The organism is Candidatus Nomurabacteria bacterium (assembly GCA_020847275.1).
Lineage (GTDB): Bacteria > Patescibacteriota > Minisyncoccia > Phycocordibacterales > JACOZG01 > JADLCI01.
The window spans coordinates 13,512-30,387 of record JADLCI010000001.1; the positions used below are offsets into that span (position 1 = coordinate 13,512).

The 16,876-nt window shown below is 47.1% G+C and carries 20 protein-coding genes and 8 tRNA genes; 15 read left to right on the plus strand and 13 right to left on the minus strand.

The genetic code is table 11. The features are described 5' to 3' along the window. Positions 1 to 2: 2 nt before the first annotated feature. Positions 3 to 953, minus strand: coding sequence for a ParB/RepB/Spo0J family partition protein (locus IT398_00070; protein ID MCC6290470.1), 951 nt, complete (start codon positions 951 to 953; stop codon positions 3 to 5). Between the two features lie 50 nt (positions 954 to 1,003). On the opposite strand from IT398_00070, the gene IT398_00075 reads away from it, so the two are divergent. From IT398_00075 to miaA, 4 genes are all read left to right on the plus strand, one after another. Continuing rightward, positions 1,004 to 1,086: transfer RNA gene (locus IT398_00075), tRNA-Leu, on the plus strand. Between the two features lie 7 nt (positions 1,087 to 1,093). Next, positions 1,094 to 1,165 (plus strand) — tRNA-Arg (locus IT398_00080). Between the two features lie 257 nt (positions 1,166 to 1,422). Beyond that, the gene (locus tag IT398_00085; GenBank protein MCC6290471.1) at positions 1,423 to 2,079 is read left to right on the plus strand and encodes a hypothetical protein; all 657 of its coding nucleotides are present in this window, start codon (positions 1,423 to 1,425) and stop codon (positions 2,077 to 2,079) included. 154 nt (positions 2,080 to 2,233) lie between these two features. Beyond that, on the plus strand, positions 2,234 to 2,749 hold the full coding sequence (gene miaA, locus IT398_00090; GenBank protein ID MCC6290472.1) for a tRNA (adenosine(37)-N6)-dimethylallyltransferase MiaA: 516 nt from the start codon (positions 2,234 to 2,236) through the stop codon (positions 2,747 to 2,749). 248 nt (positions 2,750 to 2,997) lie between these two features. Here the strand turns inward: miaA and IT398_00095 are convergent, their stop codons facing one another. Further along, on the minus strand, positions 2,998 to 3,438 hold the full coding sequence (locus IT398_00095) for a vitamin K epoxide reductase family protein (GenBank protein ID MCC6290473.1): 441 nt from the start codon (positions 3,436 to 3,438) through the stop codon (positions 2,998 to 3,000). Continuing rightward, positions 3,395 to 4,150, minus strand: a complete 756-nt coding sequence (locus IT398_00100; protein MCC6290474.1) for a thioredoxin domain-containing protein — start codon at positions 4,148 to 4,150, stop codon at positions 3,395 to 3,397. Before IT398_00100 ends, IT398_00095 begins: the two co-directional genes overlap by 44 nt. Positions 4,151 to 4,173: 23 nt before the next feature. Between IT398_00100 and IT398_00105 the strand changes: the two genes are divergently transcribed. After that, positions 4,174 to 4,245, plus strand: a tRNA-Trp gene (locus tag IT398_00105). Positions 4,246 to 4,247: 2 nt separating this feature from the next. On the opposite strand, the gene rpmG is transcribed toward IT398_00105, so the two are convergent. Beyond that, complete coding sequence (rpmG, locus tag IT398_00110) at positions 4,248 to 4,406, minus strand: 50S ribosomal protein L33 (protein ID MCC6290475.1); 159 nt, start codon at positions 4,404 to 4,406, stop codon at positions 4,248 to 4,250. Between the two features lie 140 nt (positions 4,407 to 4,546). Between rpmG and IT398_00115 the strand changes: the two genes are divergently transcribed. Then, positions 4,547 to 5,278: a hypothetical protein gene (locus tag IT398_00115; protein ID MCC6290476.1), complete on the plus strand. Its 732-nt coding sequence runs from the start codon at positions 4,547 to 4,549 to the stop codon at positions 5,276 to 5,278. Between the two features lie 36 nt (positions 5,279 to 5,314). Here IT398_00115 and IT398_00120 read toward each other — a convergent pair whose 3' ends face one another. The 6 genes from IT398_00120 to IT398_00145 all read right to left on the minus strand — a co-directional run bounded on the left by IT398_00120 (position 5,315) and on the right by IT398_00145 (position 10,973). Then, positions 5,315 to 5,554, minus strand: coding sequence for an HNH endonuclease (locus IT398_00120; GenBank protein ID MCC6290477.1), 240 nt, complete (start codon positions 5,552 to 5,554; stop codon positions 5,315 to 5,317). A gap of 212 nt (positions 5,555 to 5,766) precedes the next feature. Further along, positions 5,767 to 5,850: transfer RNA gene (locus tag IT398_00125), tRNA-Tyr, on the minus strand. Between the two features lie 20 nt (positions 5,851 to 5,870). After that, positions 5,871 to 8,549, minus strand: a complete 2,679-nt coding sequence (locus IT398_00130) for an AAA family ATPase (GenBank protein ID MCC6290478.1) — start codon at positions 8,547 to 8,549, stop codon at positions 5,871 to 5,873. An 8-nt stretch (positions 8,550 to 8,557) separates the two neighbouring features. Continuing rightward, positions 8,558 to 9,367: a trypsin-like peptidase domain-containing protein gene (locus IT398_00135; protein ID MCC6290479.1), complete on the minus strand. Its 810-nt coding sequence runs from the start codon at positions 9,365 to 9,367 to the stop codon at positions 8,558 to 8,560. Then, the gene (locus IT398_00140; protein ID MCC6290480.1) at positions 9,351 to 9,923 is read right to left on the minus strand and encodes a superoxide dismutase; all 573 of its coding nucleotides are present in this window, start codon (positions 9,921 to 9,923) and stop codon (positions 9,351 to 9,353) included. The genes IT398_00135 and IT398_00140 overlap by 17 nt, the downstream gene beginning before the upstream one ends. Before the next feature lie 3 nt (positions 9,924 to 9,926). Continuing rightward, positions 9,927 to 10,973 carry a cysteine desulfurase gene (locus IT398_00145; protein ID MCC6290481.1) on the minus strand — a complete coding sequence of 349 codons (1,047 nt, stop codon included), beginning with the start codon at positions 10,971 to 10,973 and terminating at the stop codon, positions 9,927 to 9,929. A 30-nt stretch (positions 10,974 to 11,003) separates the two neighbouring features. Here IT398_00145 and IT398_00150 point away from each other — a divergent pair, with 30 nt between their 5' ends. From IT398_00150 to IT398_00190, 9 genes are all read left to right on the plus strand, one after another. Beyond that, complete coding sequence (locus IT398_00150; GenBank protein MCC6290482.1) at positions 11,004 to 11,450, plus strand: DUF4446 family protein; 447 nt, start codon at positions 11,004 to 11,006, stop codon at positions 11,448 to 11,450. A gap of 9 nt (positions 11,451 to 11,459) precedes the next feature. After that, a complete protein-coding gene (infB, locus tag IT398_00155) occupies positions 11,460 to 12,935 on the plus strand; it encodes a translation initiation factor IF-2 (GenBank protein MCC6290483.1) in 1,476 nt (491 codons plus the stop codon). Position 12,936: 1 nt separating this feature from the next. Next, entirely contained in the window at positions 12,937 to 13,254 is a 318-nt protein-coding gene (locus IT398_00160) for a ribosome-binding factor A (protein ID MCC6290484.1), read from the plus strand. A 9-nt stretch (positions 13,255 to 13,263) separates the two neighbouring features. Then, positions 13,264 to 13,338, plus strand: a tRNA-Cys gene (locus tag IT398_00165). Then, positions 13,339 to 13,422, plus strand: a tRNA-Leu gene (locus IT398_00170). It begins immediately after the preceding tRNA gene. A 21-nt stretch (positions 13,423 to 13,443) separates the two neighbouring features. After that, positions 13,444 to 13,516 (plus strand) — tRNA-Lys (locus tag IT398_00175). 12 nt (positions 13,517 to 13,528) lie between these two features. Continuing rightward, positions 13,529 to 13,612: transfer RNA gene (locus IT398_00180), tRNA-Leu, on the plus strand. Positions 13,613 to 13,741: 129 nt separating this feature from the next. Continuing rightward, a complete protein-coding gene (locus tag IT398_00185) occupies positions 13,742 to 14,851 on the plus strand; it encodes a hypothetical protein (protein MCC6290485.1) in 1,110 nt (369 codons plus the stop codon). A 271-nt stretch (positions 14,852 to 15,122) separates the two neighbouring features. Beyond that, on the plus strand, positions 15,123 to 15,845 hold the full coding sequence (locus IT398_00190) for a hypothetical protein (protein MCC6290486.1): 723 nt from the start codon (positions 15,123 to 15,125) through the stop codon (positions 15,843 to 15,845). A 69-nt stretch (positions 15,846 to 15,914) separates the two neighbouring features. Here IT398_00190 and IT398_00195 read toward each other — a convergent pair whose 3' ends face one another. Genes IT398_00195 through IT398_00205 form a run of 3 tightly spaced genes read right to left on the minus strand, consistent with a single transcriptional unit; the run spans position 15,915 to position 16,870 of the window. Next, a complete protein-coding gene (locus IT398_00195; protein MCC6290487.1) occupies positions 15,915 to 16,187 on the minus strand; it encodes a hypothetical protein in 273 nt (90 codons plus the stop codon). Next, entirely contained in the window at positions 16,188 to 16,562 is a 375-nt protein-coding gene (locus IT398_00200) for a hypothetical protein (GenBank protein MCC6290488.1), read from the minus strand. It lies immediately after the preceding gene. Positions 16,563 to 16,585: 23 nt separating this feature from the next. Next, a complete protein-coding gene (locus IT398_00205) occupies positions 16,586 to 16,870 on the minus strand; it encodes a hypothetical protein (GenBank protein MCC6290489.1) in 285 nt (94 codons plus the stop codon). Between the last annotated feature and the right edge of the window lie 6 nt (positions 16,871 to 16,876).

A 16,876-nucleotide genomic window follows, 5' to 3' on the forward strand; every position in this document is an offset into this window, starting at 1 on the left:
TTCTACAGTGAAAAATTCTTGAGATTATAAAGCTCGCTCTCCGGATCATCGGGAATGGTATCGTCAGCGGGTGCTTCGGCCATCTCACCCTCCGGGGCAACAAGATTCTCCTCTACCACTTTCTCCTTATCGCCGTTCAATAGTTCCAAAATCTGCGCCAAGTCATTGTTATCAAAGAAGTCAATCGTAACCTTCCCGCCCACCTCCTTACGATCCACCCGTACTCGTGTGCCAAGCTTTTCTGTTAGCTTTTGCTCCAACTCAACAATCTCCGGATCAACGAGATATGTTTTGTTGCGCACTTTCTCAAAAGCGATGCGTCGAGCAATTGATTCTGTCTCCCGTACAGTAAGTCGCTTCTGTATAATTTCCTGGAAAAGTGTCCTCTGTTCTTCTGGTCGATCAATTAACATTAGAATTGGTCGTGAGTGGCCCTCGGTAATCTTCCCGGCTGTCAGTGCCTCAATCATCTCCTCTGGCATCCCCAACAAACGAATTGAATTGGAGACATACTCTCGACTCTTCCCCACCCTCTTGGCCACATCAGCGTGGGTGAGCGTGAAATCATTCACCAACTGATGGAAGGCTCGAGCCCGGTCAACCGGATTCAAATCCTCACGCTGGAGATTCTCAATAATGGCCATCTCCAATTTCATCTTATCTGTCTCAATACCATCCTTAATTAGAGCGGGCACGGCACTAATACCCGCGATCTTTGACGCTCTCCACCGGCGTTCGCCAGCAATTAGCTCGTACTCCACTGCCAATCCACCATCTTCACGTTCCACCTCCTTCCGAGTGACGACTAACGGCTGAAGCACTCCGTACTGACGAATGGAATCCGCCAGAGCGCGTAGTTTATCCTCGTCAAACTCATGTCGTGGCTGAAACGGATTAGGTTTAATCTTGTCCACGCCAATCCAGAAAATTGCACTGTTGTAGGTTTCACTCATTTGCTTCATTTTAACACAAAGCAACTTTTGTGCTAAGCTCAATTCCGATAGCCGGAGTGGCGGAATGGCATACGCATACGACTCAAAATCGTACGGCCGCAAGGCCTTGTGGGTTCAAGTCCCACCTCCGGCACATCGTTGTCCCCGTAGTCTAATGGATAGAACACGGGCCTCCGAAGCTCGAGATACAGGTTCGATTCCTGTCGGGGACACCGCGCTGAAACAAAAGAGATTCTCGATTCCGTTTTTGACTTGACATAATAGACCAGATATGCTAGCCTCTGTTCATAATTTGGGGTGGTGAATTACCCTTCAAATTACGGTAGCTCTTTGATAAGACGGGAGGAAAAATCGAGAATTCTCCATCTAAGCAGTGAGTAGCGCATTGGACACCTAAATTAGGTATCTAGTGCACTACTCATTGTGGGTAGGCGAAATCAAACAAACTCAAACCAAAAGGAGAATTATCATGAAAGTCCTAGTTTTCGACGACAACGAGACCCATCGCGCCGCCGCTCATGCCCAACTCAAAGACCACGACCTCACGGTCGTCGGTACCTACGACGAGGCACAGAAGCTGCTCACGCCACAGTTCGACTACGAGAAGGCCTCGGCCACTCTCAAGGGTCAGTTCGGCGACTTCAACCCCTATCGTTCCGACGATGAGGCGAAGAAGGCCGAATACTTTGCGGCCGAGAAGGTGGCGAACGAGCAGGCGACGACCTACCCCAACTTCGATGTTGTTCTGTCCGACCTCCTCGTGCCCGCTTCGCGGCAGGCGCAGGGTTCGATGGAACTCGTCGGCAAGGAGATGCCCGTCGGCATCTTCATCGGGCTACTGGCCGCGGTCAAAGCTCGTGCGAAGTATGTCGCCGTCTTCACGGATAGCGACCATCACTCGCATCCTGCCTCCGCCTGCTTCGACACCTTCAACGATGGCGAGACTGCCCCCACGCCGTTCATGATCGAGGGCAGCAAGGTCCTCCTCTCCAACACGAGGAACTGGGTTAACAAGTACGATCCGCAGGACCTCTCGAGGGCGCTGGGGTACGAGGAGTACAGCAAGCGGTCCGACACGGTCCGCGCCAAGAACTGGTCTGCGCTCCTCTCATACCTCACCGCCTAACCCGCCTCCCACCAACCCAACGCGCCATGTCTTCGGACCTCTGGCGCGTTTTCTTTTTCATAATTCAAAGAACAAAGGATTTGCCGCTAAGACTGAAGTCCGTTAGAATCTCAGTAAATCCGAATTCTGCCAAAGAGAAAACTGAAATCGTCACATGAGCAAGCAAGTCTTAGTAATTGTCGGCCCCACAGCCAGTGGTAAAAGTGCCTTGGCGGTTCAGCTGGCCAAGAAGTTTGATGGTGAAATTATTTCGGCAGATTCAAGACAGGTTTATCGTGGCTTAGATATCGGGAGCGGAAAGATTACCGAGAAAGAGAAGCGTGGTATTCCCCACCACCTCCTAGACATCGCTTCACCCAAACGCATCTTTACTGTGGCGCGATATCAAAAATTAGCAAAACAAAAGATCGCCGAGATCATTGGTCGAGGAAAGTTACCAATCATCTGTGGCGGCACAGGCTTCTATATCCAAGCGATTGTCGACGACCTGGCTTTACCGAAAGTGAAACCGGATTCTCGTCTCCGGAAAAGTCTCGCCCAGAAAACTGTGCCCGAATTATTTAAAATGCTTCAGAAACTAGACAGCAACCGGGCGAGAAAAATTGACAGAAATAATCCCCGGCGACTAATCCGCGCGATAGAGATTGCCAAACATGGGCCAAAAAAGTGACTACCAGTTTATTATAATCGGCCTCAATCCCGGGCCCGAAAAGTTGAAACGGCTAATCAGAGTCCGGCTAGAAAAACGCCTAAAAAATGGACTAATTGATGAGGTCAGAGACTTGAGAAGGGGCGGCTTGAGCTGGCGAAGATTGGAAAGTCTTGGTCTGGAATATAGGTTCGTCTCTCTTTACTTGCAGAAAAAACCAGACAGAAAAGAGCTGGTGGAGAAATTGAATATCGCCATCTGGCATTATGCTAAGCGACAAATGACTTGGTGGAAACGCGACGAGCGAATACAGTGGCTAGAACAAAAATCAGCGTTGAAGTTAAAGCTGAAACCAAACAGTACTGACACCAAGAACCTATTACAAACCCCTGCAAATAGACGAAGACAAGCGAGGCGATGAAAGCCAGGAGCGACAGAAACCAAAGCGTATTCACCACCCACTTTCTCTGCTCCTGTAAATAAAACAGAACCAAGACAAAGACAGCGAGATAAAACAGCGACCCAAGTAGCGCCACTGGAATACCGGCAACGGTGGAATAAATACTACTAGTGACAGTATCGCAACCATCAAGGAAAGAACAAGGGATGGGAGCCCCGGTGTAATGTTTAATCGCCAGAAAAGTGGCGTCGGCAAAACCGAGAAAACTAAGCCCCAAGATTGTCAGTAATAAGTTTCTTGAATTCTTCATAACTCTGTGGGTTATTAATTCTTTTCCCATTCAGAAAAAAGCTTGGTGTTGAATCAACACCAGAACTTACGCCACTCTGGAGATCTTGTTCTACCGCCTTCTTCACCATTGCGCTATCAATATCCTGCTCCAGTTTAGAAAGATTGAGACCAAGCGGTTGAAGCAACTTTACCAGCGTTTGACGGGCTAAAATTTGCTCGGACCAGAGTTTCTGGTTGTCAAAAATGATATCCGCCGCCAGCCAGAACTTACCCTGCAAACCGGCCGCCTCAACGACCTGAGAAGAAATCTGGGCATTAGCATGAATGGTCCGAAGTGGGAAATGGCGATAGACCACTACTAATTGTTCGTCGGCAAATTCGTCACGCAATTGCTTGATCCACGGAGCATAAAAAGCGCAAGCTGGACACTGGAAATCACTATATTCAACTAACTGAACCTTGGCATCAAGGTTACCGTCGAGCCAATCAGCCTCCGTTACCGGAATCGAAAGCGCCCCATCGCTAGGTACACCGCCGGGCGGAGTGACTGTCGCTAGTTTATATAGACCAAAAACGGTACCCCCAAGAATCAAAATAGCCAGAATCCAGGGCCAAATGCCCCGTCCTGACCCAGAAGCAACTGGCCGTACACCCGCACCACCGCGCTCGGCACGCTTCAATTTCTGCTCCTGTTCGTATTGCTCCTTAGGACTTAATTGATTTTCTGCCATATTTTCTATATCCTAACAGATACGGGCCTGTAGTTTCAATGGTAAAACATCGGTCTCCAAAACCGAGGTTCCGCGTTCGAGTCGCGGCGGGCCCGCCCTATTTCTTCGCTTCCTTATGACCCGTGTGCTTGCGACACCAGCGGCAGTGCTTCTTAATCTCAATCTTGCGTTCCACCAGCTTGCGATTCTTCCGACTCCAGTAATTAACCCGTTTGCAGGTTTGGCAAGCCAGCTTGATTAGTTGATCCTGTGACATAGGTTAATAAGGCTAATATATTTAGGAGGAAAAGGCAAATTTAATTTTTTAGCAGAAATAAAGGTAAGACAACTTGGTACGCACCACGAAACGAGACGAAACTATTTTGAGCCTTGCTTTGGGGTGGTATATTGTAGCCTATGTATTTTGCTGGTGATCTGACAAAATCAAGCAAATGGGAACTTCTTCACCTAAAAGAAGTGTCCTACTGGCATCGGGCCGGCAGTGGTATCCAAGAGGTATTTAACAGAATGCGGGCGTCCGGTAAGAAGCATCTAAGTGAGATGGACACTGAAACTATCGAGGTCTGGGTCACCACCATGCTTGCTCTGGCAATGCAGCACAGAGAGAAAAAGATTTTTTGGCTTGGAAAACCAAAAAACGATCCACCTGACATGGCAGTTATGACCGTTACGGAAACGGGTTATTTTCATGCGCGAGAAATCGAGGTCACAAGATGTATGCACCCAAACGAGAACCTGATCAAAAATATTTTGAAAAAAGACCGAGAAAATAAATTATCAGAAAAATATATTCTATGTGGTTTTATGGAGATTCATGGTCATTACAATTTAGTCTCTATCGGCAATTACCTTCAAACTAAATTGGAGAATATTAAAAATGTGGTCTTGGTTTTTAATGGGGGGATGATTTTTAATACAGATGAAATTGCGACAAGAAATTTGTGGACTGTGGCTCAAATATCACCAGTCTTTGACGCTATTACTGTGAACATATCGTCCGAATACAATAACTGGTTAAACGACCCAGACAAGCTCCGTTATACAAAAAATGGCCAAATATATTTTGGTAAGAAAACACTAGACGAGACTTATCCTACAATTTTACCTAATACTCCAATCTCTTTTTGAAATAACCCGGGTGAGAGAGTCTCATCACTAATCGCCCTAGAAAGGCTTTATAAGTTCTTTGCCACGACACAGTGCATGCAGTCTCGTGTGCGCACTGCGTGTCATAAGCCACAGGTTGTTCTTGCGGAAATTTCGCTTATTACCGTCTACGTGATGCACAACGTATCCATGGAAAATAACACCCCCAACCTTATTGGCGGCCACAGTTCTGTGAACCAAGGTTTTGCTGTCTTTCCATCTAGGGTAGCCCTTTTTGTCTATGTAGAAATTTTGCACCACAACAGACTACCATACTAAAATAGCATTGTCAAGTTTGTGCGCCGGGCAGGATTCGACTACAACTCTCGGCTTGCCGTCGCTCGCCTCGGTCGCAGTCCCAGCTCGCGGCCTCGCGTACTCGCTCGGCATCGCTCCGCTCTTCGAATCCTTCAGCAGGGGCAGTATAGCGCACAATAAAACCGAGCAAAAGCCCGGTTCTATTGGCGCTGTGCGCCGGGCAGGATTCGAACCTGCGTAGCCCAAAGGGCGACAGATTTACAGTCTGTTGTAATTGACCACTCTACCACCGACGCGCGACCTTACTATATATATTTTAGGCCGTAGACACAAGCCGTTTACCATTCGTTCGTAGTGTCCGTTTCTTCAATTCAATTACCGGCTCACCATTCTTCATTTCTACCACGAGAACTCCCCCACTCTCGATTTTCCTCCCAATAATAAACTCCGCGACTTGATTAAGAATTTTATTTTGAATTAAACGCTTGAGCGGACGCACGCCATATTCAGAACTATAACCCTCGCGAGCGAGATAGGCCATTGTCTCCGTTGAGACTTCCAATTTGATCTGCTTGTGTGCTAAACGCCCCCTCACCAGCTGAAGCTGGATATCCACAATCTCCTTAATCGTCTCGGCCGGTAGCGGGTTGAAGATAATGATGTCATCCAGGCGGTTCAAGAATTCCGGGCGGAAGTGATTCTTAAGACTTTCCATGATGCGCTGTTTAGTTTCATTGTAATCAGTCTTCGCCGTGCCGTCACCACTAGAGAAACCAATCTTTTGAAGTCGTTGGATATACTCACTGCCAATATTGGACGTGAGAATAATAATTGTGTTCTTGAAATTGACGACGCGACCCTTGCCGTCCGTAAGACGGCCATTATCCAGGACCTGAAGTAAGATGTTGAAAACTTCCGGATTCGCTTTCTCAATTTCATCGAAAAGTAAAACGGCATAGGGCCGATGACGCACCGTTTCGGTCAATGACCCGCCCTCTTCGTAACCCACATAACCTGGTGGTGAACCGATAAGTTTGGAGATAGAATATTTCTCCATATATTCACTCATATCAATCCGCACCAACGCCTTCTCATCGTCAAACATAAAGTGAGCAAGAGTACGAGCTAATTCGGTCTTACCAACACCGGTTGGGCCAAGCAAAATAAAGGAGCCAATTGGTCGATCTGGATCACCCACACCCGCGCGTGAACGCTTGACCGCCTCGGCGATTTTCTTAATTGCCTCATCTTGTCCACGAACCCGTTTGCGCAACTCATCTTCAATCCGCGTCAGTCTCTGTGATTCTCCCTCCAACATTTTCGTCACCGGAATATGAGTCCAGCGCGCCACCACTTTGGCAATTTCTTCATCCGTTACTTCTTCCTTCAGAATCCGCCTGGAACTCTGCAGTTTCTTAAGCTTTAATTCCTTGACCTTCAAATCCTTCTCCAGCTGAGGGATTTTGCCATAACGAATCTCGGCCGCATGAGAGAGGTCGGCCCGCCATTCCGACTGTTCAGCCTCCAGGCGCGCCGTCTCTAAATCACGCTTCACCACTTTGATTTCGGAAATTACCTCTTTCTCATTTTTCCACTTTAACTCCAATTCACGGACCTCTTCGCGGAGATCACTAACCTCTTTCTCAATCTTCTTAATCCTGGCCCTAGTTTGTTTATCATCCTTGAGAGATAGCTCTTTTTTCAATGCCTCCTTCTCAACCTCCAAACGCATAATCTTAGTATCCGTTTCCCCCAAGAGTTCTGGTTTGTTTTCTAGTTGTAAGCGAAGGGCTGAAGCCGCTTCATCAACCAGATCAATTGCCTTATCGGGCAGAAAGCGATCACTGATGTAGCGGGCAGAGAGCTGGGCCGCGGCAACAATTGCGCTATCGGTAATATGAACACCATGATGTGACTCGTAACGCTCCTTCAATCCGCGCAAGATCGTAATTGCGTCATCAACTGAAGGTTCTTCCACATGAACAGGCTGGAAACGACGAGTAAGTGCTTGATCCTTCTCAATATATTTCTGGTATTCCTTAATCGTTGTCGCCCCAATCGCCCGCAACTCACCTCGCGCCAATGCCGGCTTGAGCATGTTGGAAGCATCAATTGCCCCCTCAGCCGCACCAGCTCCCACAATCGTATGAATCTCGTCGATAAAGAGAATAAACTTGTTACCAGAACGTTCTAGTTCTTTCAAAACCCCCTTCAATCGTTCCTCGAATTCACCACGATATTTTGTACCAGCGACAATCAAACCGAGGTCAAGTGAGACTAGCTCTTTATCTCGTAAAGATTCAGGTACATCATTTTTTGCAATCTTGATTGCTAAACCCTCCGCAATTGCCGTCTTTCCCGTTCCCGCTTCGCCAATCAGAATCGGGTTATTTTTTGTCCTTCGAGAAAGAATCTCCATCAAGCGTTGAATTTCCTCCTCTCTCCCAATGACCGGATCAAGCTTATCCGCCTTCGCTAATTCCGTTAGATTTTTTGTAAATTTTTCGATATTACGAAACTTCTTTGACTGGTCTACTTCATGTGTCTGGCTCATCCGCAACTCCTGCAAAACCTTCAACACCCTTTCCTTTGTCACACGGAAACGGGCCAGAATCTCGTGGGCTTGATTTGGTGTCTCGAGAAGACCAAGCAGAAGATGCTCCGTGGAAACAAACTCGTCTTGCAAATTAGCGGCAATTTTTCCGGATGTATCAAAAACTTTCACCAATTCTGGTGTTAGATAAATCTGGTAAGCCGCCGAGAGTACCCCTGTCTGCTCACTACCCTCAAGACTTTCCACGACATAGTCTGTCAGCATTGCCGTGTCCACCTCAATTTTATCCAAAATGGAAACAAACATACTTTCCTCCTGCAGAAGAAGAGCGGCCAAGAGATGAACCGGGCCGACCTGATTCTGACCCCGCTCAATAGCGAGTTCATGCGTCTTCCGAATTACCTCTTTCGCTTTCGCTGTGAAGTTAGAAAATGGTGGCATATAAAATTTTATTTTAGAATACTATTGTTTGTCGCTCCAATCATTGCCGCTGTCACCGCTACCCCCGCATCACGTGAGAGACCAATCACCTTACCCTTGGTATTCAGAAGCGGTCCACCAATGTTATTTAAATTTGAGGCACTTGTATTGATGAAAGAGGTGCCGGAAACCGTATCCTTAAATAGTCCGGAAACAATACCGCCAGAAACATTGATTGGGCCATTATCTGGTACACCGAGCGCTACGACAGTTTGACCGGGCAAAACTTCCGTCTCAACTAAATCCAGTTTTACTAATGGTGCCTTAGAGGCATCTTTCCCATCACCATCTCTCAAACTAGCCAGAACGAGTTGAAGCAGAACCACACTTTTCTTTGCGTCGGTTCTAATTAATCTTGCGTCACCATGACGACCATCACCCAAGAAAATTTGATAGGAATCATTGATTGTCGGGCCAGTAAGAAAAACCTTATCGACTGTCGCAATCCGACCATCGTCCGAAATAATAAAACCCGTACCAAGAGCCACACCCGATCTATCTGTAATACGCACCGTTGCGGGCGAGGCAGAGTTAATCACATCCACAATCAGCTGTTCTTCGGTCACAATTACCGGCACCTCTTTTATTACAGTTGTCGTCTTGGTTTCTCCAGGGACAGTTTTCTCAATCGTCCGCTCTACCACTCGATTAATTGTTTGCGTCACGCCCGGTGGCGCCTGCTGAAGTAGTGTCACCGTTACGATACCTGTAGCGATAGAGGTGACGAAGCTAACGAGTAGAACCAACAAAACAACCTGATTTTTATTTAATTCCTCCATTTTGTGCAATATACCATACTTTTTCCCAATTCACAATATTCCAAAAAGCATCAACGTATTCGGCCCTGCGGTTTTGATACCTTAGATAGTAGGCGTGCTCCCACACATCTAATCCAAGTAACACTGTCCCCTCCGGCACATCCTGATTCGCCGTACTCGTTATCTCCATTTTACCAGCGCTTCCTAATGTGAGCCAGACCCAACCAGAACCAAACCGCCCCAAAGCGGCCTCCTTAAATAACTTCTGAAAATTTCCAAAATTTTCGAAACTCTCATCAATTTTTTCCTTGATTGATTTGCTCTCCTTTGATCCCAGAATCCCCCAGAAAAAAGTGTGATTCCAGTGTCCTCCGGCATTATTTTTCACCGCCGGTATTTCGCTTGCGCACAGATCGTCCAAACTTTTATTTTTCAAGTCTGGATTCTTTTCCAATTCGGCGTTTAGTTTATCAATATAGACTTGATGGTGCTTGGTGTGGTGGATACGCATTGTCTGTTCATCGATCCACGGTTCCAACGCATTGTATTCGTAATCTAATTTAGGAAGTGTGTACATCGTTTACAAAATTATTTTATTTAAAACCCTCACTCTTTCTAATTTTTCTAAAATTCTTGGCAGGACTTTCAAAACATAATCTAAATCCTTCTTTCTTGTCTCTGTTGCCAATGAGAATCGTACTGAATTTATTATAACATGGGAATTATTTCGTGCAGAAATAGAACAAGCAGAACCAGTAGAAACAGCCACCCCCTTCGCATCCAACTCCAGCGCAATTTGTTCACCAAGCAGGCCGTCAAAACTGACATTCACATTGTTTGCCAGTCTCCACTCTCCTTCCGGACCGTTCAATTTTACACCGGGCAATTTTAGTAGTTCAGAGATGAAATAATCCCGCAACTTGGCCACTCTTTTGCTTTCCCGATTCCTATTTTTGCTTGCCAGTTCTAACGCTCTTGCAAACCTGGTAATCCCTTCCACATTTTCTGTCCCCGATCTTAAACCTTTCTCTTGTCCACCACCAAGAAAAACTGGGCTTAGACTAACGCCACGCCGCACAAAGAGGCAGCCAACTCCCGGCACACCCAGCTTACTGCCGTTTAGGGTCATTAAATCTACGCCTAATTTCTGAACATTCAGATCTAGATATCGTGGTGCTTGGCAGGCGTCGATATGCAAATATGGCTGGTGTGTTTTATTTTTCTGGCGAAACTTTCTAACAGACTTCGCCACCTCTCTAATTGGCAGGATCACGCCAGTTTCATTGTGGGCATAGATAATTGAGACTAGATCTGTTTCACGGCGCAAAGACTCTTTTAAACTAGAAATATCCTTCAAAAAAGTGGCGTTAAGGGTCGCAGCAGGTTCCAGAACCGAAGCATGTTCTAACTCGGTGACAATAAGATGCCTGGGACGAAGGCCAAAAATTGCTAAATTATTGCCCTCTGTCCCGCCCGAAGTGAAAATAATCTCGTCTGGTTGAGAAAACAGGACACGCGCCACCTTGTCTCTGGCTTTTTCCAGTTTTATTTTGGCCACCACCCCGCTGGCATGTAAGCTAGATGGATTCCGTGGTCCAGCCGCTGCGTCTAGAAAAATTTGCTTCATTATCGCGATTCTAGTATAATTTCTCCCACGATGCCAGACCTTAGCTTTTTTGACCCTTTCTATCTACTGGTTGGAGCCTGCGTCCTCCTGCTTGCTTGGTCTGTTTACCTAGAGTGGCGTCTACGCCGCTTTACGCTCGGCAAAAATGGTAACAGTCTAGAAGATTCATTCCACTCCCTTGCAGACAGTGTCAAACAAACGGATAAGGTCAATCAGGAAATAAAAGAACACCTAATCAAGATGGAAGAGCGCCTACAGAAAAGCGTCCAACAAGTAAAGACGGTTCGTTTCAATCCCTTTGCTGTTCAGGGTGGAAATTACAGTTTCGCCACGAGCTTCTTGGACGAACACGGTGATGGCGTTGTAATCTCTACTCTCTATTCGCGAGAGAAGACAAGTGTCTTCGCTAAGCCAATCAAGAACCGCGCTTCAGAATTCGAGCTCTCCGACGAGGAGCGCCGCGCCATCGCGCTTTAACTCAAAATTATGTCTAACCAAACAAGACCACCAATCGTTGTGGTGATGGGCCACATTGACCACGGTAAATCAACTCTTCTTGACTACATCCGCAAGACAAATGTCGTCGACGGAGAAACGGGTGGAATCACCCAAGCAATCAGCGCCTACCAAACTGAAAAAATCACTTTCTTAGACACTCCGGGACACGCGGCCTTCACCGGAATGCGCGAGCGTGGTGTAAACATTGCTGACTTGGCGATCCTTGTCGTTTCCGCAGAAGAGGGCGTGAAGACACAAACACTGGAAGCACTAGACGATATCCTTGACGCCAAACTTCCCTTCATCGTCGCCATCAACAAAATTGACCGCCCAAACTCCAACCCAGAATTAATTAAGCAACAGTTGGCAGAAAAAAATGTCTTACTTGAAGGTTATGGCGGCACCATTCCTGTGATGGAACTTTCGGCAAAAACGGGTGCCAATGTTCCAGAACTTCTAGAACTACTATCGCTCCTCGCCGAAATTCAGGATCTCTCGGCTGATCCCACCGCCCCGGCCACTGGTTTTGTGCTGGAAGCCAACCTCGACCAACGAGTTGGTGTTTCTGCTACTCTAATTATCAAAAACGGGACTCTTAACACTGGGGATTTACTAGTTATCGCTGGCGTCGTAAGTAAGGTAAAGAGACTTAACAATTTTGCCGGTGTCATGGTAAAAACCTTACCTCCATCATCCCCCGCCCAAGTAGTTAGTCTTACCGAATTACCACCAGTTGGTGCCACCTTTCAAGCATTCTCAGACAAAAGGGCGGCGGAACAATTCGCAACCGAAGAACGGGCCAACCGAGAAAAGATTAAACCAGAGGCCACCAAACCAACGAGCGCAACGCCAGAAAACGCAATCGAAATTTCCCTCATATTGAAAGCTGACGTGGCCGGTAGCCTAGAGGCGCTGGAGAAGGAAATCAACAAACTGAGTAATGAGCAGACAAGAATCAAAATAGTTAGTACTGGGGTCGGTAGAATTGGCGATAACGATATTAAGCTGGCGGGGGCTACGAGAGGTGCAATTGTTCTCGGTTTCAAAACTAGCTTGGAAAAAAATACGACTGATTTGGTAGAAAAACTGAAAGTAGAAGTAGCCACATTTGATATCATTTATAAGTTGTCGGAATGGCTTGAGGAAAAAATCAAATCAAAACAACCTAAACGCGAAGAGATTACCGTTATTGGTCGAGCCAAACTGCTCAAGGTTTTCGGTAGCGACAAAGACCGCCAAGTCATCGGTGGTGTGGTCACGAGCGGTAGAATGGTGTTAGGAAAAACTGTCAAAGTAATCCGCCGCGATAATGAAGTCGCTCGTGGTAAAATTTTAGAATTACAACAGCAGAAATTACCGACCAAAGAAGTAGCCCAAGATCATCAGTTTGGTTCCCTAATCGAAACGAAGTTACCACTGGCTTCGGGGGACACGCTAGAAATTTTAGAAATTACCGAGCATTAAGATGTCACGACGAGAAGATCGACTGGTAGCAGAACTCCAGCGGCTAGCCGCAGAGTTTCTCGGTCTTCACGCTGGACCACGATCACTGATAACGGTTACCGACTGCATTCTCTCCAACAATAGCCAGCGCTTACAAATTCTAATCTCGGTTCTCCCCGAAACCGAAGAACGGGCGGCCCTCGCCTTTGTCCGCCGGCAGTTGAGCGAGTTCATCCTTTTCGTCCACAAACATTTACGCGCTGGGTACTTACCTCAAATCAGCTTCGCGTTGGACGCGGGCGAGAAACATCGCCAAAAGATTGATAAACTGTTACAGTAATCCAGAGCTGGCCTAGTCGCCAAGTGGTAAGGCAAGAGTCTGCAAAACTCTTACGCGGCGGTTCGATTCCGCCCTAGGCCTCCAGCCCGGGTGACGTAATTGGTAGCCGTAACAGACTTAAAATCTGTTGCTCGAAAGGGCGTGTGGGTTCGAGTCCCACCCCGGGCACCTTGTTTCATTGAAATTCAGGCCCTGTTAGCTCAGTTGGTAGAGCAGTCGCCTCTTAAGCGAACGGTCGGGGGTTCGAATCCCTCACAGGGCACAGTTTTTACAAGCCGAGGTGGCGAAATTGGCAGACGCACCAGCCTTAGGAGCTGGCGGGGGCAACCCCATGGAGGTTCAAGTCCTCTCCTCGGCACTACTTGACAAGAATAGTTCTATGGGTGTATAATAAGGGTCGGATGATTATAGAGGTCGTGTGACCCCTTTCATCAAGTTTGATCCTTGAAAACGGGCTTTCAAACCCCATATACAGAAGGAGAATGACATGTTTGAGGTAAACTGGGCAAATATCTGGTCAACAACCACTCCATTCCTTTGGTGGTTCGGAATTCCTCTCATCACGGTTTTCCTGATACTTCTGGTTAATCTGATGGCAAGGAACGATTTCATCATTGGGTTCGTCCCAGAGGGTCAAATCAAGGCGGTCTTAGCTGGTGATTCGTTACACAAACTACTGGTAAATATCGGTGGTTATGATTACGATCGCGAGCTCAGAGAAATTACACCCAGCAGTAAGAAAAAACCATGGAGACCCTTTGGAATTTACTGGATTGGCCTACCGCCATTCAAAAGTGTCCTACGTTATCCTTTCTCATGGGTAAAGTGGGATAAGCCGGAAGACTCAGCCCACTTTGCGCTGATTCCGCGGAATCGAGAGATTGTCAGTTCCCTTTTCTTCCGGTATCCGTATGGCGTACAGGTCAGGGGCATCAGACTAAAAGGAAACATTGAGGTTGAAATCACACTTGTAGTCACACTCGAAATAGTTAGACCAGAAACAACCCTATTTCGGATCCAACCAACTGGTAATTGGCTCGGACTCGTTATAGCCAAAGTCGAAGAGGCTACTCGTGGTTGGGCTGGTGAAAAGGGAAACGAAGGGGAGGAGTTTGATGTTGAAAAACTTCGTTCCTTGGCCGCGAGAGAAGAAGGTGCCGCAGATGACCTGCGAACACGAATTATGGAAATGAACGGGCATCCACCCACAGAGGGGTTGCCAGAATCAGCAGACGGCACCAGAAGACTTTGCGGTGTAGACATCATCTCTGTTGATTTCCAGGGTTGGAAATTCGTCGACCCGGACGCTGAAAAAGCTTACCAGAGTGAGGAGATTGAGAATCGAGTGGCCGATGGCGTAAGAGCCAAAGCAGACGGTGAAGCGGCCCGAATCGGAAAAGTTGGTGACGCCGAAGCAAGGGTCATCGCCGCCAAACTTAACGCCGCAGGTGGTAACCACACCCTGGCCGCGAGCCTGGCACAAGCAACAGCTCTGCAAGAAACCAATGTCAGAGTCCTGTCTCTTGCTGGTGGGACACCACCAATCAACACCATTCCGGTTGATGGACCAACAGCAGATGACACAAGGGAAGACTGAATTTCGTTACAGAACAAGGCCGTTTGGGGTTAGCAACCCAAACGGCCTTTTTATTTCGCTTGACAAAAAAGTTGCTTGTGATATAATAGAAACAGTTGATTGTTCCCTGACAAAACGTGTTGTCTAGATACAGAAGGAGTAAGGTCGCCATGTTTGAAAGTGTTGGGATTGTGTCCATTGTGAGTGTTGTCTCAATACTCTATGGAGTATTGGGAATCCTCTGGTGTTTCCGGCGAGAAATCAAAACCACACTGCGTTTTCTACACAAATTATGGAAGGCTCGCAAAGAACTCTGGCAAAAAGCCAAGGAGGAAAACAAATGACGAGAAAGATTCTTTTACTTTCGTCTGTCGTGGCGATAATGATGGGTAGTTTTTTTCTTTTCTCAAATGGCACAAGAAAAGCTGTTGTCCCGTCACCACCGGCCATAGAAACTAACAACCCCTTAAACCTGGCAGAGAAACTTGTCACCATATCTCTAATTGGGCTTCTAGTGGCAATCGGACTTCTGGCGATCTACAGAATGTGGAAAATAACCAGAGGTAACCATGACAAACAGGATAAAGACAAAAATGGGGAGGACAGAAAATCGACACCGATCAACTGGAAGTGGGTCGGGAAAACAGCGGGAAGTTTTGTCTTACTCATTCTGCTTGTTCTTGGTGGTTACTGGCTATACACCAGCGATCAATCAATCACCGGTCGGTGGGCACGGCCACAACAAACGAACCGAGGCCGTGTTGGCACCCTTGGCTGGGACGAACTGATCGCAACAAGCGATGCGTGGTCCAGACCAACGAAACCGATCCCCGGTGATTGTGACTTCCAGATCCACGAGGACGGAGACGGCTGGATCAAGTTTCCCAACGGGGAAATCCATGAGATTGGACCAATGGTTCTGGTTAATTGGCCAGATATCCCAAGGGGAAGTTTCCAGTTCAAAGCCAAGGAAGGGTCAATCAAGGTTAAGGTCGTCTGGCAACCGAGGCGCTAGAGACCAAAACCCCCCAGTCATTGTTGCGCGATGCAACGATGACGGGGGGTTTTATTTTTTCCAGAATATTTATCTCGTAACCGTAATATAAATTAGACTGAGAATACCTTTAACCGAGAAAATGATGAAGAGACCGATCACCCCGTAGAGAACATGCTGTTGACCCTTCTTCCGTTCTTCTTCATTCGCCGCCCCCATCACCATCTCGTAAACCCCATAGAGGAACATCCCGAGAGAGGCGGCGGCCAGCAACAAGATTAGCGGATCGACAATTGCTTTATTAATCCGATCCAGAATCGGCAAATTGGTAGCCGCAGAAGCAGTCTTAACCAACCAATTCATTTAGAAGCCCTGAGGTGGAGGAACTGTAGGAATCTGGGTTGGACGATTGGCCCCGCCGAAGTTAAACGTCCCACCAAGCACATTGACCAAACCCCAGACCGAGACCATCACGAAGAGAGCGATAACACCGTAGATCATTGTGGAACGGCCAGCCGCCTTTTTCTCATCGTCACCACCAGCGGTAACATACTGAAGAACACCCCAAAGGAAATACACGACCCCCAGACCAATTATCAGCGGGATGATGTAGTTATTGATTAAGCGAATAATCGTAGCAAAACCACCTTCAAGACTAGTCACACTCTGAGCCAGAGCAAACACCGGAAGAGCAAGGGTTAGACCAGAAACAGAAACTTGCTTGAAAAACTTGTTCATTTATTTTTATTAAACTATTAATACTATCTGTCGGAAAGCGACGGCACGGGGAGAGAATTATTGTCGAGATTAAACGTCCCACCAAGCACATTGACCAAACCCCAGACCGAGACCATCACGAAGAGAGCGACAATTCCATAGATCATCATCTTCCTCCCCTCTTCTCGGTCGTCATCACTACCCGATTGCCTAACATATTTTAGCACGCCCATCAAAAAGTACGCAACCGCAACCGCCAAGAACAAGTAGGAAAGCGGATTAAGGACCTTCGTAATCAATGTATTCACCAAATAAGCGAAATCTTTCATAAATTA